Source organism: Streptomyces sp. NBC_00554 (assembly GCF_041431135.1).
GTDB lineage: Bacteria > Actinomycetota > Actinomycetes > Streptomycetales > Streptomycetaceae > Streptomyces.
The window spans coordinates 6,234,922-6,258,514 of sequence record NZ_CP107799.1; the positions used below are offsets into that span (position 1 = coordinate 6,234,922).

A 23,593-nucleotide genomic window follows, 5' to 3' on the forward strand; every position below is an offset into this window, starting at 1 on the left:
GACCACATCACGGCACGCGTTGGGTGCCGCAGACGGGGTTCACACCGATGGCCCCGGGTGCGAGGCTGTGATCATGAGTCGTATCGAAGCGCCGCGCGACGAAGTCACCGGCAACCTCGTGGACCGTCTGCTGAGCGGCCTGCCGGCCGAAGCCGTTCTCACCGACCCGGACATCACGGCCTCGTACGCGAACGACATGGCGAGCTTCTGCGAGGCGGGCACCCCGGCCGTCGTGGTCCTTCCGCGCACCGTCGAACAGGTCCAGCACGTCATGCGCATCGCCACCGAGCTGCGCGTCCCCGTCGTCCCGCAGGGCGCCCGCACCGGCCTTTCCGGCGCCGCCAACGCCTCGGACGGCTGCATCGTGCTGTCCCTGGTGAAGATGGACAAGATCCTCGAGATCAACCCGGTCGACCGGATCGCGGTGGTCGAACCGGGCGTCATCAACGCGACCCTCTCCCGCGCCGTCAACGAACACGGCCTGTACTACCCGCCGGACCCCTCCAGCTGGGAGATGTGCACGATCGGCGGCAACATCGGCACGGCCTCCGGCGGCCTGTGCTGCGTCAAGTACGGGGTGACGGCGGAGTACGTCCTCGGCCTCGAGGTCGTGCTGGCCGACGGGCGGCTCATGACCACCGGCCGCCGTACGGCGAAGGGCGTCGCCGGGTACGACCTCACCCGCCTCTTCGTGGGCTCCGAGGGCTCGCTCGGCATCGTCGTACGGGCGATCCTGGCGCTGCGGCCGCAGCCGCCCCAACAGCTGGTCCTCGTGGCCGAGTTCGCGTCGGCGCGGGCCGCCTGCGACGCCGTGGTCAAGGTGATGGAGGGCGGCCATGTGCCGTCCCTCCTCGAACTGATGGACCGCACGACGGTGAAGGCCGTCAACGACCTCGCCCACATGGGCCTCCCGGAGACCACCGAGGCACTGCTCCTCGCCGCCTTCGACACCCACGACCCGGCCGCCGACCTCGCCGCGGTCGGCGCCCTGTGCGAGGCCGCGGGCGCGACCCAGGTGGTACCGGCGGAGGACGCGGCCGAGTCCGAAATGCTGCTCCAGGCGCGGCGGTTGTCGCTCACCGCGCTCGAAGCGGTGAAGGGCACGACGATGATCGACGACGTGTGCGTGCCGCGCTCCCGGCTCGGCGACATGCTCGAAGGCATCGAGCGCGTCGCCGACAAGTACTCGCTGACCATCGGGGTCTGCGCGCACGCGGGCGACGGCAACACCCACCCCACCGTCTGCTTCGACGCCTCCGACCCCGACGAGTCCCGGCGCGCCCGCGAGTCCTTCGACGAGATCATGGCCCTCGGCCTGGAACTCGGCGGCACGATCACCGGCGAGCACGGCGTGGGCGTCCTGAAGAAGGAGTGGCTGGCGCGCGAGATCGGCCCGGTGGGCGTGGAGATGCAGCGGGCGATCAAGACGGCGTTCGACCCGCTGGGGCTCCTTAACCCCGGCAAGCTCTTCTGACGCACCCAGATCTACTCCCCGTCCTTGGACTCGTCCGACGGCCACGGATCCCGCAGCCACAGGTCGTCGGCCGGAGTGGGCGCGAGCAGCTCGGCGAGGCCGTCGTCGATACCGAGCTGCTCCGCCTCAGAGCCCGGCGGGACCGCCCGCAGGGTTCGCTCCAGCCAGGCGGAGACCTGCGCGGAGGGTGCTTCGAGCAGCGCGTCGCCGTCCGGCGAACTCAGCGCCATCAGCACGACACTGCGGCCCGAGACCTTCGTCGGCCACACCCGCACATCACCGTGCCCGCACGGCCGGAACACCCCCTCGACGAGCAGTTCGCGGGCGAAGGTCCAGCTGACGGGATGGTCGGAGCCGATGTGGAAGGTGATGTGGACGGCGTACGGATCGTCGGTGCGGTAACTGAGCCGCGCCGGGACGGGGATGCTGCGTTCGGGCGACAGGACGAGTTTGAGCTCGAGTTCGCGTTCCACCACGGTGTGCATGTCGGTGCGTTTCCTTTCTCGTACGGGGCCCTGTGGGCGGGCCCGTACGAGTGGAGAGCGCGTTGAGGCGGGACCATTACGCGGGTTCCGAGAAGTTTTTTCCCGTTGGGCTCTCAGTGGTGTGCCCAGCGATGTCCGGACGTGGCGGAACCTTGCCCGAATGGGGCGGGTACGGCGGGAGCGGCAGTGGCGGGTGCGCCGGTCTGATAGATGTGGAGCCCCCAAAAGACCCCCGAGCAGATACGGGACGACGGACATGAGCGCCCCAACCCCGGCACCCGGCGACGACAGGCCCCGCGAAGGGTATTACCCGGATCCCTCCATTCCTGGATATGTCCGGTACTGGAACGGTGCCTCCTGGGTACCGGGTACGAGCCGTCCGGCGCCGTTGGACGGCGTGCCGCTCGCGTCGCCGCCCGGCTCGCACCCGGCGTCCGTGCCCGCGCAGGCGCAGGCGCCGGCTCCCGCCGAGGAGACCGGGCCGCACTTCTTCGACGAGGACCCGCAACCGTCCGGCGGCTCCCGGCAGGTGAGCCCCGCCGAGGCCCAGCACGGCAGCCGGCCCGAGCCCGCGGCCGCGTGGGGCGCCGACCGCTCCCGGCAGACCGGTTTCGGCGGCGAGCGGGACCGCCGCGTCGCCTGGGGGGCGCCGCCGAGCGCCGCCGACCCGCGGGTACCCCACGCGTCGGAACCGGCCGACCCGGTGGTCCAGCCCGACGGCCGCTCCTCACGTACGGACGGCACGGCGACGATCCCGCCCGCGGACTCGGGCAGCCCCCAGCCTCCGGCGTCCGGCGGCACCGTGGTGTTCCGGCGCCCGACGGGACCGGTACGGCCCGCGGGAGTTGAGGGGACGGGCAGCGGCAGCGGGCGCCCCGCAGGACCCGGTGCCGAGGACCTGCCCTCCGAGGGCACCATGACCTTCCGCCCGCGCACGCCGCAGCAGGGGGCGCAGCCGGGGAGCACGGCCCCGGCCGCCGGTGCGCCCGCCGCGTCCGCCGGGGGCGGCTTCGGCGCCGGGCAGGCCGCCGCTGCCCAGGCGGCCCAAACCCCAGCGGCCCAAACCCCAGCGGCCCAAACCCCAGCGGCCCAAGCTCCGGCCACCCCGGTGACCCCCTCCGTTCCCCAGCAGGCAGCCGGCGCTCCCATGGCACCCGGGGTCGGCGGCGGTCAGCCCTCCTGGGCGCAGCAGGTGCACCGGCTCGCGGGGGACCCGGCGGCGGAGGGGCAGCCCGTCGCGCCGTGGAAGCCGCCGGTCGACGACATCTTCACGGCGGCCGCGCGCAGGCAGTCGGCGGCCCGTCCCGCGGGCCTCGGCAAGCGGCTGGCCGCCCGGCTCGTGGACACCGTGGTCCTTGCCGGGGTCACCGCCGTGGCCGCCGTACCGCTGGGCACCAAGGCGGTCGACCACGTCAACGAGAAGATCGACGCGGCCAAGCTCTCCGGCGAGACCGTCACGGTCTGGCTGCTCGACGGCACGACCGCGGGCTACCTCGGTGTGATCCTCGCCGTCCTGCTCCTCTTCGGCGTCCTCTACGACGCGCTGCCCACCGCCAAGTGGGGCCGCACCCTCGGCAAGAAGCTGTGCGGCATCGAGGTGCGCGACATCGAGGGCCACGAACCCCCGTCCTTCGGCTCGGCCCTGCGCCGCTGGCTCGTCTACGGCGTCACAGGCGTCCTCGGTGTCGGGGTCCTCGGTGTCCTGTGGTGCCTGTTCGACAAGCCGTGGCGCCAGTGCTGGCACGACAAGGCGGCCCACACCTTCGTGGCGGCGCGGACGTAAGGAACGCCGGCGCAGAGGGCGTACAGAGCCACGCGTCATCGGACGTACACAACCCGGTAGCCCGGACGGCCGCTCGCCGGATGCGGACGGGGAGGGTTCGCGGTCCACTCGGGCCATGAGCAGCGAACCGCCGCCTCCGGGCTCCGGCCAGCCACCGGACGACGACCCGTTCAAGAAGCAGCCCCCGCCCGCCGAGGGCGGCGGCTCCCCGTACGACCCCTCCTACGGCGCCCAGCCCCCGCCGTCCGGCGCCCAGCCGCCGCCCTACGGTGGTGGCGGCGATCCCTACGGCTCCGGCGGCCCCTACGGCGGCGATCCGCTCGCCGGTATGCCGCCGCTGGCGGACAGCGGCAAGCGGGTCCTTGCGCGGATCCTCGACATGATCCTCGTGGGCATCGTGGTGTGGCTGCTGTCATGGGCGTTCGGGGTCACCGAGTACGACGTGGACACGGACAAGATCGACACCGGCAAGTCCTTCGCTCAGTCGCTCGTCGCCGCCGTGCTCTACGTCGGGTACGACACCTTCATGATCAGCAAGTCGGGGCAGACCCTCGGCAAGAGGCTGTTCAAGCTGCGGGTGGCCAACCTCGACAACGGCTCCACGCCGTCCGTGCAGACCACGCTGATCCGCTCGCTGGTCCTGTGGATCCCGTTCGCGTTCTGCTGCGCGTGCATCTGGACCGCGATCGCGGGCGGTTGGAGCTTCTTCGACAAGCCCTACAAACAGGGCCTCCACGACAAGGCGGCCAAGACGGTGGTGGTCAGCACCGGTTGACCGTCGGGCGGTGGGACAGGAAACGACGACCGGCGGGTCCGTGAGACACGGGCCCGCCGGTTCGTACGTGCTGACGCTTCTGCGGTGACCTAGGGGTTCGCCGGCTCGCGTACGGGCTCGGACGTCACGGAGGCGGCCACCGATGCGGTCTCGCGCTGTGCGGGGACGCGCCCCTCCAGTACGGGAACGACGGGCACCTTCACGGTGCGCGCCGGCTTCGGCAGCGGGACCGTCAGGGCGACGAGGAGTCCGAGAACGAGTGCCGAGAGGGTGATCGCCACGATCCCCGGGCCCGAACTCGTCTGAGACAGCAGCAGCATGGCGAGGGTGGAGAGGATCACGGTGCAGGAACCGTAGGCGAGCTGTGCGGCGGTCGGACGAGGCATGGCAGTCGTTCGAGGCATGGCAATCGTTTCCTCGGATGGGGGTGCTCCCCCCGGGTGCCTCTCGCGATGGGGGAGGGTGCGGATAGAGCATTGGGGGTGAGGCTGCGAATCGGGGGCCGACAACGGTGTCGACTTGGCAATCCATCGACATTCCGACGTGCCGCCAATCGACTCTATTCGCCTGCATGCCCGAGTGGAACGGCCGGTAAGCGTGACCTAACCCACGGTGCCGGTGCACAGGGGGCGCACGGAGTCATCACGTCCATGAAGTGGACGTCCGGGCGCGCCTGTTGAGCGGTGTGGTGGCGCTCCGCAGAGCGAACACCCGCTCTACATAGTGCAGTTGCCAGGTTCAAGTCAAGATCTGTCTTTTCTTTGGTAACTCCGGTCCAATGTCGTCACTTGACACGCGTATTCGCCCGCGGACCCCATGACCTGGACCCCTCCATCCGCGTGAGCGCGCGCGAGGGAGGACATCAAGTGACCAGCAGATCATGGACGTTCAGAGGGGCGGCGGTGGGCGTTGCCCTCGCCGCGGCCACTGCCACGTTCTCGACGTTCGCCGTGGCGCAGGCCGACGCCGGTGCGTCGGCCCCGACGGTGGACCGCCGTGACCCGGCATCGCCCGCCGCGAGTGACACCGAGCACGACCTCAAGGGCCCGTTCACGGACAGCGAGGCGGCCCAGCGCGAAGAGGCGCTCCAGCAGGTCATATCCGGCGAGGCCACGGCCCAGGAGCGCAACGGCTCGCAGGTCGTGCAGCTCAGCAAGGGCAAGTACGTCGAGCTGGCCCGGGAGAAGACCGACAAGATCTTCACCATCCTGGTCGAGTTCGGCGACCAGATCGACAGCCGCTACGGCGGCACCGTCGGCCCGCTGCACAACGCGATAGCCGAGCCGGACCGCACCAAGGACAACAGCACGGCCTGGCAGGCGGACTACAACCAGGAGCACTTCAACGAGCTCTACTTCGGCACCGGCACGGGTGTCGACTCGATGAAGACGTACTACGAGAAGCAGTCGTCGGGCCGTTACTCGGTCGACGGCGAGGTCTCGGACTGGGTCAAGGTCCCCTACAACGAGGCCCGTTACGGCTCCAACGACGCGAGCACCGGCGCCTGGTACGCGGTGCAGGACGGCGTCACCGCCTGGGTCGCGGCGCAGGAGGCGGCAGGCGCGACCGACGCGGAGATCAAGGCGCAGCTGGCCGAGTACGACCAGTGGGACCGCTACGACTTCGACGGCGACGGCAACTTCAACGAGTCCGACGGCTACATCGACCACTTCCAGATCGTGCACGCCGGTGAGGACGAGTCCGCGGGCGGCGGCGCCCAGGGCGCGGACGCCATCTGGGCCCACCGCTGGTACGCGTTCGGCACCGACGCCGGTTCCACCGGACCCGAGGGCAACAAGCTCGGCGGCGCCGCGATCGGCGACACCGGCATCTGGGTCGGCGACTACACCATCCAGCCGGAGAACGGCGGACTCGGCGTCTTCGCCCACGAGTACGGCCACGACCTCGGTCTGCCGGACCTCTACGACACCAACGGCGGCGACAACTCCACGGGCTTCTGGACGCTGATGTCGTCCGGTTCCTGGCTCGGCACGGGCGAGGAAGAGATCGGCAACCTCCCCGGCGACATGACCGCCTGGGACAAGCTGCAGCTCGGCTGGCTCAACTACGACACGGCGAAGGCGGGCACCAAGTCCTCGCACACGCTGGGCGTCGCCGAGTACAACACCAAGAACGCGCAGGCGCTCGTCGTCGAACTGCCCGAGAAGACGGTCACCAACGAGATCGTCGAACCGGCGCAGGGCGCGACCCAGTGGTGGAGCGGCAGCGGCGACAACCTCTCGCAGACGCTGACCCGTTCCGTGGACCTCACGGGCAAGTCCTCGGCCACGCTGACCCTTGACGGCTGGTGGGACATCGAGGCGGGCTACGACTACCTCTACACCGAGGTGTCCACCGACGGCGGCGCCAACTGGACCGCCATCGACGGCACCGCGGACGGCGCGGCCATCAGCCGTGACGGCAGCGGCAAGCCGGCGCTCGACGGCACGACCGAGGCGTACAAGAAGCTGTCGTACCCGCTGGACGCCTACGCGGGCCAGAACATCGGCCTGCGCTTCCGCTACGCCACCGACGGCGGCGTGGCCCAGAAGGGCTTCGCGGCCGACGAGATCAGCGTCACCGCGGACGGCACCGCCCTCTTCTCGGACGACGCGGAGACCGCGGACGCCGCCTGGACGGCGGACGGCTTCTCCCGTATCGGCGCGTCCATCACGGACGACTACGCGCAGTACTACATCGCCGAGAACCGCCAGTACGTGTCGTACGACAAGACCCTCAAGGTCGGCCCGTACAACTTCGGCTTCTCGACGACCCGTCCGGACTGGGTGGAGCACTTCCCGTACCAGAACGGCCTGTTGATCTGGAAGTGGGACACCTCCCAGCCGGACAACAACACCAGCGTCCACCCGGGTGCTGGTCTGGTGCTGCCGATCGACGCCCACCCGACCGCCCTGAAGTGGGCGGACGGCACGGTGATGCGCAGCCGTATCCAGGCCTACGACTCGCCCTTCAGCCTGTTCCGCACCGACGGTCTCACGCTGCACAAGGCGGACGTCGCGACCAAGATCGCGTCGCAGAAGGGTGTCTCGGTCTTCAACGACCGGACCAACACCTACTACGACACGAGCACCCCGCTGGCCGGTGTCAAGATCACTGACACCAACACCAAGATCAAGATCGTCAAGGAGGCCCTGAACGGCTCCACGATCTCGCTCCAGGTCGGCCCCGCAGTGAAGTAAGAGGCATTTCCGCAGGTCAGAGCATGATCGGCCGCGACCCCCTGGCGGGTCGCGGCCGATCGTGTTTAGGTGCGTCCTGTGATTCTCTTATTGACACCGGACCGCACGGGGGTGTGACTTTTCATGGCCGCAGGAGGTTTCTGCAAGCTGCCGAACGGCAGCGTGGTGGTGGCGCTGAACCTGCCCAGCCCGTCCGGCCCGTACAGCTCGGCCGCCGGCTGTGTGCGGGTGCTCGTGCTGGCCCAGAACCGGGCCCGCGCCCTGACCCGGCTGCGCAACCTGGGCCTGCGCGCGGTGTACCTGCGGGGCAACGCCCAGCCGCCCACCCCGGACGAGATCACCGCGGTCCTGCACCACCCCGACGGCCTGATATGGCGTACGGCCCCGGCCCCTGACAACGGTGTCAGCGTCAGCCCGGACATCGGCCCGGAGCTGGTCCAGGAGCTGTGGCACCCGATCAGGGCGCTCATGCGCAGACCCGCGCCCCAAGGCCTGCCCGCGGCGCCCCAAGGCCTGTAGGAGTTCCCCGGGAGGCTCAGACCACCGGCTTGCCGGTCAGCTCCACGCCCGCGCTCCGTAGCTCCTCCAGGGCCCGGTCCGTGGTCTCCTCGGCCACTCCGGCCGTGAGGTCGAGGAGGACCTGCGTACGGAAGCCCTCGCGGGCGGCGTCCAGGGCGGTGGCGCGTACGCAGTGGTCGGTCGCGATGCCCACCACGTCCACCTCGTCGACCTCCCGGGCCCGCAGCCAGTCCGCCAGCGTCACCCCGTTCTCGTCGGCGCCCTCGAAGCCGCTGTACGCCGCCGCGTACGCGCCCTTGTCGAAGACGGCGTCGATCGCGCCGGAGGCGACGACCGGGGCGAAGTTCGGGTGGAAGCCGACGCCCTCCGTGCCGGCCACGCAGTGCGCGGGCCAGGAGTGGACGTAGTCGGGGTTGTCGGCGAAGTGGCCGCCGGGGGCGATGTGGAGGTCGCGGGTCGCGACGACATGGCGGTAGCCGGCGGGCGCCTGCCCGATCAGCTCCGTGATGGCGGCGGCCACATCGGCACCCCCGGCCACCGCGAGGCTGCCACCCTCGCAGAAGTCGTTCTGCACGTCTACGACGATCAAGGCGCGGCGCATGGCGGGTGTCCTTAGGCTCGGCATGAGGTCGGTGGTGTTGATGGAGGGGTGCGGGCCCGGCCTTTGAGCTACCGAGCCTAGAGACTTCAAGTGCGCTCCGGGAGGGGGCATTTGGCTGCTGCGCCGTGTCCCGGAGTGCGGAGGGAAGGCTTGCGTGGTGCGGAGAGGACGCTTGCGTGGTGCGGAGGGGGCGTTGCCGTTGCATTCCCGCTCACCGGTTGTTCATGCGCCCGCGCGATAGCCGTACGTCAGCGGCAGCAGCCGTATCTCAGACGTACTCGGTCGGAATGACCGCTTCGCCGCGCGAGAGCTGGGTCGCCGACAGCGGCAGGTTGGCGCGGGCCGCCGCATGCCGGTCGCGTACGACGTCGAGGGGCTCGCGTGCGACGATCCGGCCGCCCTTGACCAGCTCCACCAGGAGCTGGCGGTCGGCCAGCTCGCCTGGCACCGGACCGACGCCGACCACCTCGGCCTCGGCGACCCCGTGCTCGTCCAGGCGCCGCGCGGCCCACTTGCGGCCGCCGATGGAGGTCTTGCCGCCGGTGGACTTCTTGGCCACCGGCTCCAGCGGGGCCTTCAGGTCGGCGGACTCGGCGCGGGCGACCAGCTTGTAGACCATGGAGCAGGTGGGATGGCCGGATCCCGTCACCAGCTGGGTGCCGACGCCGTACGCGTCCACGGGCGCCGCCGCCAGCGAGGCGATCGCGTACTCGTCCAGGTCGGAGGTCACGATGATCTTCGTGTGGGTAGCCCCCAGCTCGTCCAGCTGCTGCCGCACCCGGTGCGCGACGAGAAGGAGGTCCCCGGAGTCGATGCGGACGGCGCCCAGCTCGGGCCCGGCCACCTCGACGGCCATCCGGACCGCCTCGGCGACGTCGTACGTGTCCACCAGCAGCGTGGTGCCCCGGCCGAGGGAGTTCACCTGGGCCTGGAACGCGTCCCGCTCGGTGTCGTGGAGCAGGGTGAAGGCGTGCGCGGACGTCCCCACCGTCGGGATGTCGTAGCGGAAACCGGCGGCCAGGTCGGAGGTGGTCGTGAAGCCACCGACGTACGCGGCCCGCGCGGCGGCCACGGCGGCCAGCTCGTGCGTGCGCCGGGCGCCCATCTCGATCAGCGGACGTTCGCCCGCCGCCGAGGCCATCCGGGAGGCGGCGGCCGCGATCGCCGAGTCGTGGTTGAGAATGGAGAGGATCACGGTCTCCAGGAGCACGCACTCCGCGAAGGACCCCTCGACCCGCAGGACCGGCGAGCCCGCGAAGTACACCTCGCCCTCCGGGTAGCCCCAGATGTCCCCGCCGAAGCGGTACGAGGCGAGCCACTGCAGGGTCGGTTCGTCCACGATCTTGCGATCGCGCAGAAAGCCGAGGACGTCCGCGTCGAAGCGGAAGTTCTCGACGGCGTCGAGGACTCGCCCGGTTCCGGCCACGACCCCGTAGCGCCGCCCTTCGGGCAGCCGCCGGGTGAAGACCTCGAAGACCGAGCGCCGCTCGGCGGTCCCGGCCGCCAGGGCGGCCTGCAGCATCGTCAGCTCGTACTGGTCGGTGAAGAGCGCCGTCGAGGGAACGTCCACCGGCAGCCCAAGGTCCGCTGTGTTCATAGGACGGGATCGTACCCCCATCTCGTCACTCTGACGATTTGTGGTTCGGGTTTGTGGGACGCACCGGCGTTGCGGGGTCCATTTGTGCGAGCACCCCCCTCTGGTGGCAGCATGGGCGGTGTGACGGCTCCCGCACCCCTAGAGACCGAGAAGACCGAGTCGGCGGAGGAGGTCTTCGCCGTACCCGAGCCGGACGTTCCCTGGCTGACGATCGTGCACAACGACCCGGTCAACCTCATGAGCTATGTGACGTATGTCTTCCAGGCCTACTTCGGCTACAGCAAGGACAAGGCCCACAAGCTCATGCTCGACGTCCACCACAAGGGCCGGGCCGTCGTCTCCAGCGGATCCCGCGAGGAGATGGAACGCGACGTACAGGCCATGCACGGTTACGGTCTGTGGGCCACCCTTCAGCAGGACCGGAAATAGCCCGAGCCCTGGAAACCGCGAGCAGGACCGGAAGCAGCGAACTCACTCCATGCCAGGACACTTCGAACCGATCCCCGGCGGCGGCGCGGCCGTCGCGCTCGACGAGGTCGAGATCTCCATCATCCGCTCCCTCGCCGTCCAGCTCCTGGAGCTCATCGGTCCCGGACCCGCCGAGAACGCCCCCGACGACCCGCTCGCCGAGCTGTTCGCGGAGGGCCCCAGCGAGCCGCCCTCCGACCCCGTGCTGCAGCGCCTCTTCCCCGACGCGTACAGCGGCCCCGACGTCGAGGCCAACTCGCCCGAACAGGCCGAGGAGCAGCGCGCCCACTCCTCGGAGTTCCGCCGCTTCACCGAGAACGACCTGCGCGCGGGCAAGCGGGAGAACGCCCTCACGGTGATCCGCTGCCTGGACGGGCTGACGTCCGGCGACGGCGGAGCCGTCCTCAAGCTCACCGCCGACGAGTCCGAGCAGTGGCTGCGCGCCCTGAACGACCTGCGCCTGGCGATCGGCTCCCGGCTCGACGTCGTCGACGAGGAGGACACCGACCTCCTCTACCGGCTGCCGGACGAGGACCCTCGCAAGCCGATGGTGATGGCGTATCTGTGGCTGGGCGGGCTTCAGGAGACGCTCGTCGAGACCCTTATGCCCTGATCCACCCCGCTTTCGGTGTTCGCTCAGAGGACACTCAAATCCGGATAACGATCACGTCACCATGACCGCGTCCTATGGGGCGCGGTCAGACTTTTGTCCGGTTCTTCCTGTGGTGTGTGCCACGAATCCCCCAGTCGATCAACGTTGCGGCCGTGATAAATCTTCACGACCGCCCGACAGGACAACACCCATGTCCGGTCGGGTGCGCCACCGAGCCGGCGGATCGCCGGCCAGGCACGAGCGGGCTCCCCGAGCGCGCTCAGCTCCACCATCCGGGGGGATCGGAACCCGATCCGAAGCCAAGTCACTGGCTCGGAACGGCATGGAGAAAGGCGCACGACGTGACCTCATCGCAGGTCGGCAAGGAATACGACGGCAGTGAGGCCGTGGGCGGCGACGCCCCCGAAGAGGGGTACGAGCGCGGGCTCGGCAGCCGTCAGGTCCAGATGATCGCGATCGGCGGCGCCATCGGCGTCGGCCTCTTCCTGGGCGCCGGGGCGAACATCGCCAAGGCGGGGCCCAGCCTCATCCTCATGTACGCCCTCGCGGGCGTGATCATCTTCTTCATCATGCGGGCACTCGGCGAACTCCTGCTCTACCGCCCGGTGTCGGGTTCCTTCGCGGAGTACTCGCGCGAGTTCCTCGGCCCGTTCTTCGGCTTCTTCACCGGCTGGACGTACTGGCTGATGTGGGTCGTCACCGGCATGGCGGAACTCACCGCCGCCGCGATCTACGTCAACTTCTGGTTCCCGCAGGTCCCGCGGTGGGTGACGGCCCTGGTCTTCCTGGTCGTCCTCTTCGTGGCCAACCTGATTTCGGTGAAGCTGTTCGGCGAGATCGAGTTCTGGTTCTCGATGGTCAAGGTCACCGCGCTGATCGGCATGATCGTGATCGGCCTCGGCGTCCTCACCTTCGGCTTCAGCTCGGCCGGTGACACCGCCTCCGTCGCCAACCTCTGGCAGTTCGACGGCTTCTTCCCCAAGGGCATCGGCTCCTCCCTGATGACCCTCCAGGGCGTCATGTTCGCCTACCTCGCCGTCGAACTCGTCGGCGTCACCGCCGGCGAGTCCGAGAACCCCGAGAAGACCCTCCCCAAGGCGATCAACACCCTGCCCTGGCGCATCGCCCTCTTCTACGTCGGCGCCCTCACGGTCATCCTCTGCGTCGTGAAGTGGACCGAGTTCGCACCAGGCGTCAGCCCCTTCGTGGAGGCCTTCGCCAAGATCGGCATCCCGGCGGGCGCGGGCATCGTCAACTTCGTCGTCCTCACCGCCGCCCTGTCGTCCTGCAACTCCGGCATGTACTCCACCGGCCGCATGCTGCGCACCCTGGCGGACAACGGCGAGGCCCCGAAGATCTTCAACAAGCTCTCCTCCACCAGGACCCCGGCGTTCGGCATCACCATCTCCGTGCTCTTCATGGGCATCGGCGTGATCCTCAACTACATCGTCCCGGAGAAGGCGTTCGGCTATGTGGTCTCGGTGGCCACCGCGGCCGGCATCTGGACCTGGCTGATGATCCTGATCAGCCACATCCTGTACCGCCGCGCGGTCGACGCCGGGCGCCTGCCCGCGTCCTCCTTCCCCGCCCCGGGCGGCGCGAGGTTCAGCTGGGTCGCGGTCGCGTTCCTCCTCTTCGTGACCTGCCTGATCGCCTACGACGCCGACTCCCGCGTCTGCCTGTACGTGATGGCCGGCTGGGCCGCCGCGCTGGGCATCGGCTGGGCCGTCCTCAAGTCGAGGAACCCGCAGGTCGCCGAGCGCGACGACCCGGTCTTCGAAAAGGTCGGCTGACCTCCCAGGTCTCATGATGTGGGCCGCCCCGTACCACTCCTCGGTACGGGGCCGCCCTTCTGCTTATCCTGGCCAGCATGCTGACCATCACCCAGGCCCTGTTCGACCAGATCGTCGCGCACGCGCGCCAGGACCACCCCGACGAGGCGTGCGGCGTCGTAGCGGGCCCGGAGGGCACCGGCCGCCCCGAGCGGTTCATCCCGATGCTCAACGCCGCCCGCTCGCCCACGTTCTACGAGTTCGACTCCGGCGACCTGCTGAAGCTGTACCGGGAGATGGACGACCGCGACGAGGAACCCGTCGTCATCTACCACTCCCACACGGCGACCGAGGCCTACCCCTCCCGCACCGACCTCTCGTACGCCAACGAGCCGGGCGCGCACTATGTACTGGTCTCCACCGCCGACTCGGACGACGTGGGGCCCTTCCAGTTCCGCTCGTACCGGATCGTCGAGGGCGTGGTTACGGAGGAGGAGATCAAGGTGGTCGAGGCATACTGATTGCCCCGACCAACTCGCCGTATCGGAGATGGTGTTGACGCAGCGGACGAACAGACGACGCCCCACGCTGGAGGACGTCGCCCGCCAGTCGGGTGTCTCGAAGTCCACCGTGTCGCGAGTGGTCAACGGCGAGCTCAAGGTGCGCCCGGAGGTCGTCGACCGCGTCCGGGACGTGATCGCCGAACTGGGCTACGTACCGAACCAGGCCGCCCGCCAGTTGGTCACCCGCCGCACGGGCGCCGTCGCCGTCGTGGCGACCCAGCCGCAGGACCGGGTCTTCATCGACCCGTTCTTCGACTGCCACCTGCGCGGCATCCGCAAGGAGCTCATCGCGCACGGCGTCCAGCCCGTCCTGCTGTTCCTCGAGGAACCCGACGACTATCCGCGCGTGGGCGAATTCCTCGGCGGCGGCCACGTCGACGGCGCCTTGCTGTTCTCCCTCCGTGCCGACGACCCGCTGCCCGGCATGATCGAGCGGCTCGGCCTGCCCGCCGTCTTCGGCGGCCGCCCGCTGCTGCGTGAGGGCGAGACCGTGCGCGGCCAGATATACGTCGACGCCGACAACCGCGGCGGGGCCCGTGAAGCCGTCCGCCACCTCGTCTCGATCGGCCGTGAACGCATCGCGACCATCACCGGGCCCTACGACCAGGAGGCCTCAGCCGTCGACCGCCTCGACGGCTACCGGGACGTCCTCCTGGACGCCTCGCCCCGCCTGATCGAACGGGCCGACTACACCCGGCAGGGCGGTGCCGACGCCATGGCCGTCCTCCTGGACCGGTGCCCCGACCTGGACGCCGTCTTCGTCGCCTCGGACCTCATGGCGTCCGGCGCGCTGCAGGTGCTGCGGGAGCACGGCCGCCGGGTGCCCGAGGACGTGGCCGTCGTCGGCTTCGACGACCTCGCACCCATCGCCGAGTCGACCGACCCGCCGCTCACCACCGTCCACCAGGACGTCGAAGGCATGGGGCGCCTGCTGGCCCGGCTGCTGTTCAGCGGGACCGCGGCGGGCGCCGACGAGGAGGCGACCGGCGGTCACCCGCTCTCCTCCGTGGTCACCCCCACGCGTCTTGTCAGGCGGGAGTCCGCCTGAGCCGTGGGCCGCAGCCGGGGGCCCGAGCTGTGGGCCTGAGCTGTCCGGTCTCATTCCCCGATCGCAATCTGTCCGGAATGTGGGATCACATTCCGGGACCCGGACCGGGAATCGATACGATGACCCCATGGTTTCCCACGACGTGAGCGACAAGACGCCGGGCATGATGCTCGTGGCGCGGCTGCACGTCGACCTGTGCAGGCTGCAGAGCGCCATCTGTACGCGCTGAACCCTGCCGCCGCCGTACGGCCGTGAGCCGCGGCTCCGCAACCGGCGTACACCTTTCTCCACCGCGCTGCCGCGCGCCCACCGACCTGACTTTCCTCCCGACAGGAGCCCGCAACCATGGCCATCGAGGTCCGCATCCCCACCATCCTCCGCACCTACACCGACGGCCAGAAGGCCGTCGAGGGCGGCGGGGAGACCCTCGCCGAGCTGTTCGCCGACCTCGAAACCCGGCACACGGGCATCCAGGCCCGCATCGTGGACGGCGGCGAACTGCGCCGCTTCGTCAACGTCTACCTCAACGACGAGGACGTCCGCTTCCTCGACGGCATCAACACCAAGCTGACCGACGGCGACAACGTGACGATCCTGCCGGCCGTGGCCGGCGGCATGGTCTGATCTGATCGGGCTCTGATCTCTGATGCGCTACGACTCCCCGCTCGCCGCGGTGGGCAACACCCCTCTGGTGCGCCTGCCGCGGCTCTCGCCGTCCCTGGACGTGCGTATCTGGGCCAAGCTGGAGGACCGCAACCCCACCGGCTCGGTCAAGGACCGGCCCGCGCTGCACATGGTCGAACAGGCGGAGAAGGACGGCCGGTTGACGCCCGGCTGCACGATCCTGGAGCCGACGTCCGGCAACACGGGGATCTCGCTGGCCATGGCGGCGAAGCTCAAGGGCTACCGCATGGTCTGCGTCATGCCCGAGAACACCTCGCAGGAGCGGCGGGACCTGCTGGGCATGTGGGGCGCGGAGATCATCCCCTCCGCCGCGGCCGGCGGGTCCAACACCGCCGTCCGCGTCGCCAAGGAGCTCGCCGCGGAGCACCCGGACTGGGTGATGCTCTACCAGTACGGCAACCCGGACAACGCGGGCGCCCACTACGCGACCACCGGGCCTGAGATCCTCGCCGACCTCCCCTCCGTCACCCACTTCGTGGCCGGGCTCGGCACCACCGGCACCCTGATGGGCGTCGGCCGCTTCCTGCGTGAGCACAAGCCCGACGTGAAGATCGTCGCCGCCGAGCCGCGCTACGACGACCTCGTGTACGGCCTTCGCAACCTGGACGAGGGCTTCGTACCCGAGCTGTACGACGCGTCCGTCCTCACCACCCGCTTCTCCGTCGGCTCCGCCGACGCGGTCACCCGCACCCGCGAGCTGCTCCAGCAAGAGGGCATCTTCGCGGGCGTCTCCACCGGCGCCGCGCTGCACGCCGCGATCGGCGTCGGCAAGAAGGCCCTCGCCGCGGGCGAGTCCGCCGACATCGTGTTCGTCGTCGCCGACGGGGGCTGGAAGTACCTGTCGACGGGGGTCTACACGGCCGCGACGACGGAGGAAGCGATCGAGACGTTGCAGGGGCAGTTGTGGGCGTAGGGGTGTAGCGGGCGGGGGTGGGTTCTTCGCCCCCGCCGGCCGGTTTCAGCCCGTCCGGCGTTTGAGGACGAGCGCGTCAGCGCGATACGGGGGTCTGGGGGCGGAGCCCCCAGGAACGGGACGGGAAGGGGCGGAGGGGGCGAAAAACCCCAACCCTCAGCCCGCTAGATACCGCACCTGATCCCACAGCACCGGATCCACCACCCCCACCCGCCGCCGGAAGTCCCACACAGGCACCTCCCGCAGCTCATCCGTCTCAAGAAAGCTCGCCCGCCCCTGGGCGTCCCCGACCGCCCCCGGCGGCAACGGAATCACCCCGGCCCGCTCGTCGTGATACTTGCTGGTGATCTTCGCGACGGTCACCACATCGCCCCGCACACCCAGCACGAGACAGGGCCGGTCCTTGCCCCCGGGCCCGTCCTCGTAGGGAACGCTCGCCCACCAGATCTCCGCCGCCCGCGGCCGAGGCACCCGCCGCCGAGGCCCACGCGGCGGCCGCCCGGGCGGCCGCGTACGCCGCGCCGCCCGATGCCCCCGCCCCCACCCGTCCACAAGCGTGGCGACCAACGCGAGCAGCACCACAGCCGCCAGCGCGAGCCACCAGGACGTGTCCATACCAATGAAGGTACCGGTGCGTACCGCCACCCGCCCCCCGCCCGGCCGGAGCCGCCCGCCCGGACCCCGCCCCAGGTCCATCCGAACCGGTGACAGCACAGGTGAGTTCGCCCACAACGGCCCCTGGCGGAGGAGCGACCGGCCCTTTTGCGCCTTACGCTCGACGGACCGCACGACCCCCGTTTCCCGTACCTGCTCCGAGTGTCTGCGCTGAGTATCTGCTCACCGCATCTACTCTCTGCACTTCCTGTCAGCGCGGAGGTTCCAGCTCTATGAAGCTCACCGTCGTCGGCTGCTCGGGGTCGTTCCCGTCCGCGGAATCGGCCTGTTCGAGCTACCTCGTAGAGGCCGACGGCTTCCGGCTGCTTCTCGACATGGGCAACGGTGCCCTTGGCGAGCTGCAGCGCCACTGCGGTCTTTACGACCTCGACGCGATCTTCCTCAGCCATCTGCACGCCGACCACTGCATCGACATGTGCGCGTACTTCGTCGCGCGCTACTACCGCCACGACGGCGGCCGCGCCGACCCGATCCCGGTCTACGGACCCGAGGGCACGGAGCACCGCCTGACCACCGCGTACGCGGACACCCCCAGCGCCTCGTCGATGAGCGAGGTGTTCGACTTCCACACGGTCAAGCCGGGCACGTTCGAGGTCGGCCCGTTCACCCTGCACACGGAGCGGGTGCGCCACCCGGTGGAGGCGTACGGCATCCGCGTGGAGCACGGTGGACGTTCCCTGACCTACTCCGGGGACACGGGAGTGAGCGAGTCTCTCGACGAACTCGCCCGTGACACCGACCTGTTCCTCTGCGAGGCCGCGTTCACGCACGGCAAGGAGAACATCCCCGACCTCCATCTCAACGGCCGCGAGGCAGGCGAAACCGCCACCCGCGCCGGCGCCCGCCGTCTCCTCCTCACCCACATCCCGCCGTGGACGGACCCCCAGATCAACCTGGCGGACGCACGCGAGGTGTACGACGGTCCGCTGGAACTGGCGGCGCCGAGGGCGTCGTACGAGATCTAGAGCCGGCGGTAACGAGGAAGGCCCCGGAACCCAATGGGTTCCGGGGCCTTCGTCATGCCGTACGAGCGAGGCTCACGCCTTGGTGAGGTCCTCGACCTCCTCCTGGGGCTCGCGGCCCGGGGTGGGGAGGTTCCACTTGGTGATCGCGAAGCGGAAGGTCACGTAGTAGATCGCCGCGAAGACGAGGCCGATCGGGATGATCAGCCATGGCTTGGTGGCGAGGTTCCAGTTCAGGAAGTAGTCGATGGCACCGGCGGAGAAGCTGAAGCCGTGGTGCACGCCCAGGGCCCAGGTGATGGCCATCGAGAGGGCGGTCAGGATCGCGTGGATCGCGTACAGGACCGGCGCGATGAACATGAACGAGAACTCGATCGGCTCGGTGATGCCGGTGACGAACGAGGTCAGCGCGAGAGAGACCATCATGCCGCCGACGGCCTTGCGGCGCTCGGGGCGGGCGGAGTGCGTGATCGCGAGGGCGGCGGCCGGGAGCGCGAACATCATGATGGGGTAGAAGCCGGTCATGAACTGACCGGCGGTCGGGTCGCCGTGGAAGAAGCGCGGCAGGTCACCGTGCCAGACGGCACCGGCGGAGTCCGTGTAGGTGCCGATCTCCTGCCAGGCGACGGTGTTCACGAACTGGTGCATGCCGACCGGGAGCAGCGCGCGGTTGATCAGACCGAACAGGGCGGCGCCGAAGGAACCGAGGCCGGTCATCCACTCGCCGAAGTTGGTGATGACGTCGCCGACGGGCTCCCAGACGAGGCCGAAGAAGACGCCGACGGCGGTGCCGATGAAGGCCATCAGGATCGGGACGAGGCGACGGCCGTTGAAGAAGCCGAGCCAGTCGGGCAGCTTGGTGCGGTGGAACCGCTGCCAGGTGACGGCGGCTATCAGGCCCATCACGATGCCGCCGAGGACCTTGGGGTCGTTGTACGTCGCGGCGAGGTCCGCGCCGTCCTGGACCTTGGCGTCGGTGATCGGGAACGCGGTGAGTACGTTCTTGTAGACCAGGAAACCGACCAGCGCCGCGAGGGCGGTGGAGCCGTCGGACTTCTTGGCGAAGCCGATGGCGATGCCTACGCAGAACAGCAGCGGCAGGTTGGCGAAGACCGCGTCACCGGCGGTGGCGAACACCAACGCAACCTTGTCCCAGCCGAGTCCCTCGGCGCCGAACACGTCGGGCTGGCCGAGACGGAGCAGGATGCCCGCCGCCGGCAGCACGGCGATCGGCAGCTGCAGGCTGCGGCCGACCTTCTGCAGGCCCTGGAACAGACCGGATCCCCGCTTCTTTGCGGGGGCCGCCGATGTGGTGGCGGTGCTCATAGTTCCTCCATGTACCGGAGCTGCCGGGGGGACGGGAAGGGGGAAGCAGGGGTGAAGAAAAAGGGTGGGCAGCGTCCACGTGGTCTACACCATTAAGTGGTGTAGACCTGTTTTAGCACGGTGAAGGTGAGATAAGGAACCCGCCAATTTCGAATCATGACGAAGGGCCCCCGGACCAGCAGGTCCGGGGGCCCTTCGAGCGTCGGCCGCTACGCTTTCGTGACGTCCTCGCGCTCGTCGTCCGGCTCACGGCCCGGGGTCTTCAGGTCGAACTTGGTGATCGCGAAGCGGAAGATCGCGTAGTACACGACGGCGAAACACAACCCGATCGGGATGATCGCCCAGGGTTTCGTCGCCAGGTTCCAGTTGATGACGTAGTCGATCAGACCGGCCGAGAAGCTGAAGCCGTCATGGACCCCCAGCCCCCAGGTCACCGCCATCGACACACCCGTGAGCACCGCGTGCACCGCGTACAGCAGCGGCGCGATGAACAGGAACGAGTACTCGATCGGCTCGGTGATACCCGTGACGAACGAGGTCAGTGCGACCGAGAGCATCAGACCGCCAACCTCCTTGCGGCGATGGGGCTTTGCGCAGTGCGTCATCGCCAGACAGGCGGCCGGCAGCGCGAACATCATGATCGGGAAGAAGCCCGAAGTGAACTGGCCCGCGTTCGGGTCACCCGCCAGGAACATGTTGATGTCACCGTGCACGATCGTCCCGTCCGGCTTGGTGTAACTGCCGAACTGGAACCAGATGGGCACGTTCAGGAACTGATGCAGACCGATCACCAGCAGCGCGCGGTTGGCGATACCGAACACACCCGCACCCCAGGCGCCGAGCCCGACCAGCCAGTCGCTGAAGTTCTCCAGACCGTCACCGATCGGCGGCCACACCCACAGACACAGCGCGGCGAACGCGATCGCGACGAACGACATGATGATCGGGACGAGGCGGCGGCCGTTGAAGAAGCCGAGCCAGTCGACCAGCTTCGTACGGTGGAAACGCTGCCAGAAGTACGCGGCCATCAGCCCCACCACGATGCCGCCGAAGACCCCCGGATTCTGATACGTGAACGCCCCCACCGTTCCGTCCGCCGCCTGACACCCCGTAGCGGCCTCGACCGTCCCGCCCGGGCAGTCCACCGGGAACTGGCGCATCACATTGAAGTAGACGAGGAACCCCACCACCGCCGCCAGCGCCGTCGACCCGTCCGACTTCTTCGCCATCCCGATGGCCACACCCACGCAGAACAGCATCGGCAGCCCGAGCGACCCGTCGAGCAGCGCGCCACCCGCACCCGCCATCACCTTGGACACGTTCGTCCAGCCGAGGCCGTCGGCGCCGAACACATCCGGCTGGCCCAGTCGGTTGAGAATGCCAGCGGCCGGCAGTACGGCGATGGGGAGTTGGAGACTGCGGCCCATCTTCTGCAAACCCTGGAACAGGTTGTTCCAGCGGGTGCGCGCGGGTACGGCGGCGCTGCTGGCACTCATCGGCGTCCTCCGGACGGAACCGGGTTTGGCGCCCGTTCGTCAACTGGTGTAGACCAGTCTGCGAACGGTCGCGCTGTCGTGAACGCCATGATTCGGTACCCACGACATGACCGCTCGCGAAGATGGGCCAACTGTGGGTTACTGCGAAAAAGCGGTTCGGATCAGGGAGTAGGACATGGCCACCAAGGCTGAGAAGATCGTCGCCGGGCTCGGCGGCATCGAGAACATCGAAGAGGTCGAAGGCTGCATCACCCGCCTCCGCACCGAGGTCATCGACCCGAGCAAGGTCGACGAAGCCGCCCTGAAGGCCGCCGGCGCCCACGGCGTCGTCAAGATGGGCACCGCCATCCAGGTCGTCATCGGCACCGACGCCGACCCGATCGCGGCGGACATCGAAGACATGATGTGAACCACCACGATTTGTGAGCCCCCGCGGCTCACCCCTGAGGGGCTGCTTCCGTAAACCGGCGGCAGCCCCTCACCCGTATACGGCTAGGCTCATCGCCATGTCTCGAATCGACGGCCGCACCCCCGAACAGCTGCGCCCCATCACCATCCAGCGTGGCTGGAGCAAGCACGCCGAGGGCTCCGTCCTCGTCTCCTTCGGCGACACCAAGGTCTTCTGCACGGCCTCCGTCACCGAAGGCGTCCCGCGCTGGCGCAAGGGCAGCGGCGAGGGCTGGGTCACCGCCGAATACTCGATGCTCCCGCGCGCCACCAACACCCGCGGCGACCGCGAATCAGTCCGCGGCAAGATCGGCGGCCGCACCCACGAGATCTCCCGCCTCATCGGCCGCTCCCTGCGCGCCGTCATCGACTACAAGGCGCTCGGCGAGAACACCATCGTCCTCGACTGCGACGTCCTCCAGGCCGACGGCGGCACCCGCACCGCGGCGATCACCGGCGCGTACGTCGCCCTCGCCGACGCCATCACCTGGGCCCAGGGCAAGAAGCTCGTCAAGGCCGGCCGCCAGCCGCTCACCGGCACCGTGTCCGCCGTCTCCGTCGGCATCGTCGGCGGAGTCCCGCTCCTCGACCTCTGCTACGAAGAGGACGTGCGGGCCGACACCGACATGAACGTCGTCTGCACCGGCGACGGCCGCTTCGTCGAGGTCCAGGGCACCGCCGAGGCAGAGCCCTTCGACCGCAAGGAACTCAACGCCCTGCTCGACCTCGCGGTCGCGGGCTGCGACGAGCTCGCGGCCGTACAGCGCGCGGCACTTGAGGCAACCACGCCTTAACCCTTCGCGTTCTAAGAGGTACGGGCGTACGGTCCAGCCGTGCGCCCCAGCCGACCCCGACACGGGGTCGAGCGCATCCATCATGCCCACGGGGAGGGACTGTTCCATGGCCGCGCGCCACCGTCGCCGCACCGCCGCATTCGCCGTCATCGCCGCACTCGTCGCCATACCGGCGGCCACCGGCTGCGACGCCGTCAACAAGGCCCTGGACTGCGTCCAGACCGCCGACGCCATCGCCGACAGCGTCACCGACCTCCAGCAGGCCGTCGAGAACGCGGCGAACGACCCGACGCAGACCGCAGAGTCCCTCGACGCGATCGACAAGAACCTCGACGAGATCGGCGACAAGACCGACAACGCCGACGTCAACAAGGCGGTCGACGACCTCAACAAGGCCGTCGGCAACGTCCGTACGGCCATCGAGAACGGCGACGAGACACCCGACATCAGCCCGGTCACCGACGCGGCCGGCGAACTGACGAAGGTCTGCACGCCGTAACCGTCACGCGGGGGCTTGGGGATACTGATGGGCATGACCCGCCTGATCCTCGCCACCCGCAACGCCGGAAAACTCACCGAGCTGAAGGCGATCCTCGCCGACGCAGGTCTCACTCACGACCTCGTCGGCGCGGACGCCTACCCCGACATCCCCGACGTCAAGGAAACCGGCGTCACCTTCGCCGAGAACGCCCTGTTGAAGGCCCACGCCCTGGCTCAGGCCACGGGCCTCCCGGCCGTCGCCGACGACTCCGGCCTCTGTGTCGACGTCCTGGGCGGCGCCCCCGGCATCTTCTCCGCCCGCTGGGCGGGCCGCCACGGCGACGACGCCGCCAACCTGAACCTCCTCCTGGCCCAGCTCGGCGACATCTCCGACGAGCACCGCGGCGCCCACTTCGCCTGCGCGGCGGCCCTCGCCCTGCCGGACGGCACGGAGCGGGTGGTCGAGGGCCAGCTGCGGGGTTCACTCCGGCACGCGCCCGTCGGCACGAACGGGTTCGGGTACGACCCGATCCTCCAGCCGGAGGGGGAGACACGGACCTGCGCGGAGCTGTCGGCCGAGGAGAAGAACGCGATCAGCCATCGGGGGAAGGCGTTCAGGGGGTTGGTGCCGGTGGTCCGGGAGTTGCTGGGCTGAAGGCGGATACGGGTACGGCCTGCGAATCCTTCGATTCGCAGGCCGTTTACTGTGCGGCGGAAGGGATTCGAACCCTCAAGCCGTTTCACGGGCCACAGATCCTAAGTCTGCTGCGTCGCCTGTTGCGCCACCGCCGCTAGACGCCTGTCATCGTACCGGGCGGGCGGCTCCCGGTGCGCGGGGGTTTATGTCACGCCGTTTCCCGGCTTCGACTGCCTCCCCTGCACCCACTCCGTATTTCAGGACCGGAAGGGGGGCGGCGG

25 protein-coding genes and 1 tRNA gene are annotated in these 23,593 nt (G+C 69.3%); 18 read left to right on the forward strand and 8 right to left on the reverse strand.

Annotated features, from left to right (window positions below; genetic code table 11):
- Nucleotides 1-67: 67 nt before the first annotated feature.
- Nucleotides 68-1,474: an FAD-binding oxidoreductase gene (locus tag OG266_RS27455; protein ID WP_266461053.1), complete on the forward strand. Its 1,407-nt coding sequence runs from the start codon at nt 68-70 to the stop codon at nt 1,472-1,474.
- Nucleotides 1,475-1,485: 11 nt separating this feature from the next.
- Here OG266_RS27455 and OG266_RS27460 read toward each other — a convergent pair whose 3' ends face one another.
- Nucleotides 1,486-1,959, reverse strand: coding sequence for an SsgA family sporulation/cell division regulator (locus OG266_RS27460; protein ID WP_266461056.1), 474 nt, complete (start codon nt 1,957-1,959; stop codon nt 1,486-1,488).
- A 256-nt stretch (nt 1,960-2,215) separates the two neighbouring features.
- On the opposite strand from OG266_RS27460, the gene OG266_RS27465 reads away from it, so the two are divergent.
- Nucleotides 2,216-3,742 (forward strand): RDD family protein, encoded by a 1,527-nt coding sequence (locus OG266_RS27465; protein ID WP_371548883.1) that lies wholly within the window; start codon nt 2,216-2,218, stop codon nt 3,740-3,742.
- Between the two features lie 115 nt (nt 3,743-3,857).
- Nucleotides 3,858-4,517, forward strand: coding sequence for an RDD family protein (locus tag OG266_RS27470; protein WP_266461061.1), 660 nt, complete (start codon nt 3,858-3,860; stop codon nt 4,515-4,517).
- An 89-nt stretch (nt 4,518-4,606) separates the two neighbouring features.
- Here the strand turns inward: OG266_RS27470 and OG266_RS27475 are convergent, their stop codons facing one another.
- Nucleotides 4,607-4,903 (reverse strand): hypothetical protein, encoded by a 297-nt coding sequence (locus OG266_RS27475; RefSeq protein WP_266464197.1) that lies wholly within the window; start codon nt 4,901-4,903, stop codon nt 4,607-4,609.
- A gap of 480 nt (nt 4,904-5,383) precedes the next feature.
- On the opposite strand from OG266_RS27475, the gene OG266_RS27480 reads away from it, so the two are divergent.
- Nucleotides 5,384-7,717: an immune inhibitor A domain-containing protein gene (locus OG266_RS27480; protein WP_371548884.1), complete on the forward strand. Its 2,334-nt coding sequence runs from the start codon at nt 5,384-5,386 to the stop codon at nt 7,715-7,717.
- A gap of 123 nt (nt 7,718-7,840) precedes the next feature.
- Nucleotides 7,841-8,236 carry a hypothetical protein gene (locus OG266_RS27485; protein ID WP_266461065.1) on the forward strand — a complete coding sequence of 132 codons (396 nt, stop codon included), beginning with the start codon at nt 7,841-7,843 and terminating at the stop codon, nt 8,234-8,236.
- Between the two features lie 16 nt (nt 8,237-8,252).
- On the opposite strand, the gene OG266_RS27490 is transcribed toward OG266_RS27485, so the two are convergent.
- On the reverse strand, nt 8,253-8,837 hold the full coding sequence (locus tag OG266_RS27490; protein WP_326722804.1) for an isochorismatase family protein: 585 nt from the start codon (nt 8,835-8,837) through the stop codon (nt 8,253-8,255).
- 268 nt (nt 8,838-9,105) lie between these two features.
- Nucleotides 9,106-10,434: a nicotinate phosphoribosyltransferase gene (locus tag OG266_RS27495; protein ID WP_371548885.1), complete on the reverse strand. Its 1,329-nt coding sequence runs from the start codon at nt 10,432-10,434 to the stop codon at nt 9,106-9,108.
- Nucleotides 10,435-10,545: 111 nt separating this feature from the next.
- Between OG266_RS27495 and clpS the strand changes: the two genes are divergently transcribed.
- The 8 genes from clpS (at nt 10,546) to OG266_RS27535 (ending at nt 16,495) form a co-directional block, all read left to right on the forward strand.
- Nucleotides 10,546-10,863: an ATP-dependent Clp protease adapter ClpS gene (gene clpS / locus OG266_RS27500; RefSeq protein ID WP_266461072.1), complete on the forward strand. Its 318-nt coding sequence runs from the start codon at nt 10,546-10,548 to the stop codon at nt 10,861-10,863.
- Between the two features lie 49 nt (nt 10,864-10,912).
- The gene (locus tag OG266_RS27505; protein ID WP_329547362.1) at nt 10,913-11,515 is read left to right on the forward strand and encodes a DUF2017 domain-containing protein; all 603 of its coding nucleotides are present in this window, start codon (nt 10,913-10,915) and stop codon (nt 11,513-11,515) included.
- 341 nt (nt 11,516-11,856) lie between these two features.
- Nucleotides 11,857-13,308, forward strand: a complete 1,452-nt coding sequence (locus OG266_RS27510; RefSeq protein WP_266461077.1) for an amino acid permease — start codon at nt 11,857-11,859, stop codon at nt 13,306-13,308.
- 77 nt (nt 13,309-13,385) lie between these two features.
- Nucleotides 13,386-13,808: a Mov34/MPN/PAD-1 family protein gene (locus OG266_RS27515; RefSeq protein WP_371548886.1), complete on the forward strand. Its 423-nt coding sequence runs from the start codon at nt 13,386-13,388 to the stop codon at nt 13,806-13,808.
- A 28-nt stretch (nt 13,809-13,836) separates the two neighbouring features.
- Nucleotides 13,837-14,898 (forward strand): LacI family DNA-binding transcriptional regulator, encoded by a 1,062-nt coding sequence (locus OG266_RS27520; RefSeq protein ID WP_326722808.1) that lies wholly within the window; start codon nt 13,837-13,839, stop codon nt 14,896-14,898.
- 127 nt (nt 14,899-15,025) lie between these two features.
- Entirely contained in the window at nt 15,026-15,127 is a 102-nt protein-coding gene (locus OG266_RS27525; RefSeq protein ID WP_323178296.1) for a putative leader peptide, read from the forward strand.
- A 116-nt stretch (nt 15,128-15,243) separates the two neighbouring features.
- Nucleotides 15,244-15,522: a MoaD/ThiS family protein gene (locus OG266_RS27530; protein ID WP_266461084.1), complete on the forward strand. Its 279-nt coding sequence runs from the start codon at nt 15,244-15,246 to the stop codon at nt 15,520-15,522.
- A 22-nt stretch (nt 15,523-15,544) separates the two neighbouring features.
- Nucleotides 15,545-16,495 (forward strand): PLP-dependent cysteine synthase family protein, encoded by a 951-nt coding sequence (locus OG266_RS27535; RefSeq protein WP_266461087.1) that lies wholly within the window; start codon nt 15,545-15,547, stop codon nt 16,493-16,495.
- 156 nt (nt 16,496-16,651) lie between these two features.
- Here OG266_RS27535 and OG266_RS27540 read toward each other — a convergent pair whose 3' ends face one another.
- Nucleotides 16,652-17,110 (reverse strand): type II toxin-antitoxin system PemK/MazF family toxin, encoded by a 459-nt coding sequence (locus OG266_RS27540; RefSeq protein WP_266461089.1) that lies wholly within the window; start codon nt 17,108-17,110, stop codon nt 16,652-16,654.
- A gap of 272 nt (nt 17,111-17,382) precedes the next feature.
- Here OG266_RS27540 and OG266_RS27545 point away from each other — a divergent pair, with 272 nt between their 5' ends.
- Nucleotides 17,383-18,135: an MBL fold metallo-hydrolase gene (locus OG266_RS27545; RefSeq protein WP_266461091.1), complete on the forward strand. Its 753-nt coding sequence runs from the start codon at nt 17,383-17,385 to the stop codon at nt 18,133-18,135.
- A gap of 72 nt (nt 18,136-18,207) precedes the next feature.
- Here OG266_RS27545 and OG266_RS27550 read toward each other — a convergent pair whose 3' ends face one another.
- Together OG266_RS27550 and OG266_RS27555 are read right to left on the reverse strand one after the other, a co-directional pair.
- On the reverse strand, nt 18,208-19,458 hold the full coding sequence (locus tag OG266_RS27550; protein ID WP_371548887.1) for a PTS transporter subunit EIIC: 1,251 nt from the start codon (nt 19,456-19,458) through the stop codon (nt 18,208-18,210).
- Between the two features lie 209 nt (nt 19,459-19,667).
- The gene (locus tag OG266_RS27555) at nt 19,668-20,954 is read right to left on the reverse strand and encodes a PTS transporter subunit EIIC (protein WP_371548888.1); all 1,287 of its coding nucleotides are present in this window, start codon (nt 20,952-20,954) and stop codon (nt 19,668-19,670) included.
- 175 nt (nt 20,955-21,129) lie between these two features.
- On the opposite strand from OG266_RS27555, the gene OG266_RS27560 reads away from it, so the two are divergent.
- From OG266_RS27560 to rdgB, 4 genes are all read left to right on the forward strand, one after another.
- Nucleotides 21,130-21,363 carry a glucose PTS transporter subunit EIIB gene (locus tag OG266_RS27560; protein WP_112449866.1) on the forward strand — a complete coding sequence of 78 codons (234 nt, stop codon included), beginning with the start codon at nt 21,130-21,132 and terminating at the stop codon, nt 21,361-21,363.
- A 97-nt stretch (nt 21,364-21,460) separates the two neighbouring features.
- Complete coding sequence (rph, locus tag OG266_RS27565) at nt 21,461-22,195, forward strand: ribonuclease PH (protein WP_266461104.1); 735 nt, start codon at nt 21,461-21,463, stop codon at nt 22,193-22,195.
- Between the two features lie 106 nt (nt 22,196-22,301).
- On the forward strand, nt 22,302-22,694 hold the full coding sequence (locus OG266_RS27570) for a hypothetical protein (RefSeq protein ID WP_329547368.1): 393 nt from the start codon (nt 22,302-22,304) through the stop codon (nt 22,692-22,694).
- Between the two features lie 33 nt (nt 22,695-22,727).
- Nucleotides 22,728-23,330 (forward strand): RdgB/HAM1 family non-canonical purine NTP pyrophosphatase, encoded by a 603-nt coding sequence (gene rdgB, locus OG266_RS27575; protein WP_371548889.1) that lies wholly within the window; start codon nt 22,728-22,730, stop codon nt 23,328-23,330.
- Between the two features lie 52 nt (nt 23,331-23,382).
- On the opposite strand, the gene OG266_RS27580 is transcribed toward rdgB, so the two are convergent.
- A tRNA-Leu gene (locus OG266_RS27580) sits at nt 23,383-23,467 on the reverse strand.
- Nucleotides 23,468-23,593: the final 126 nt, after the last annotated feature.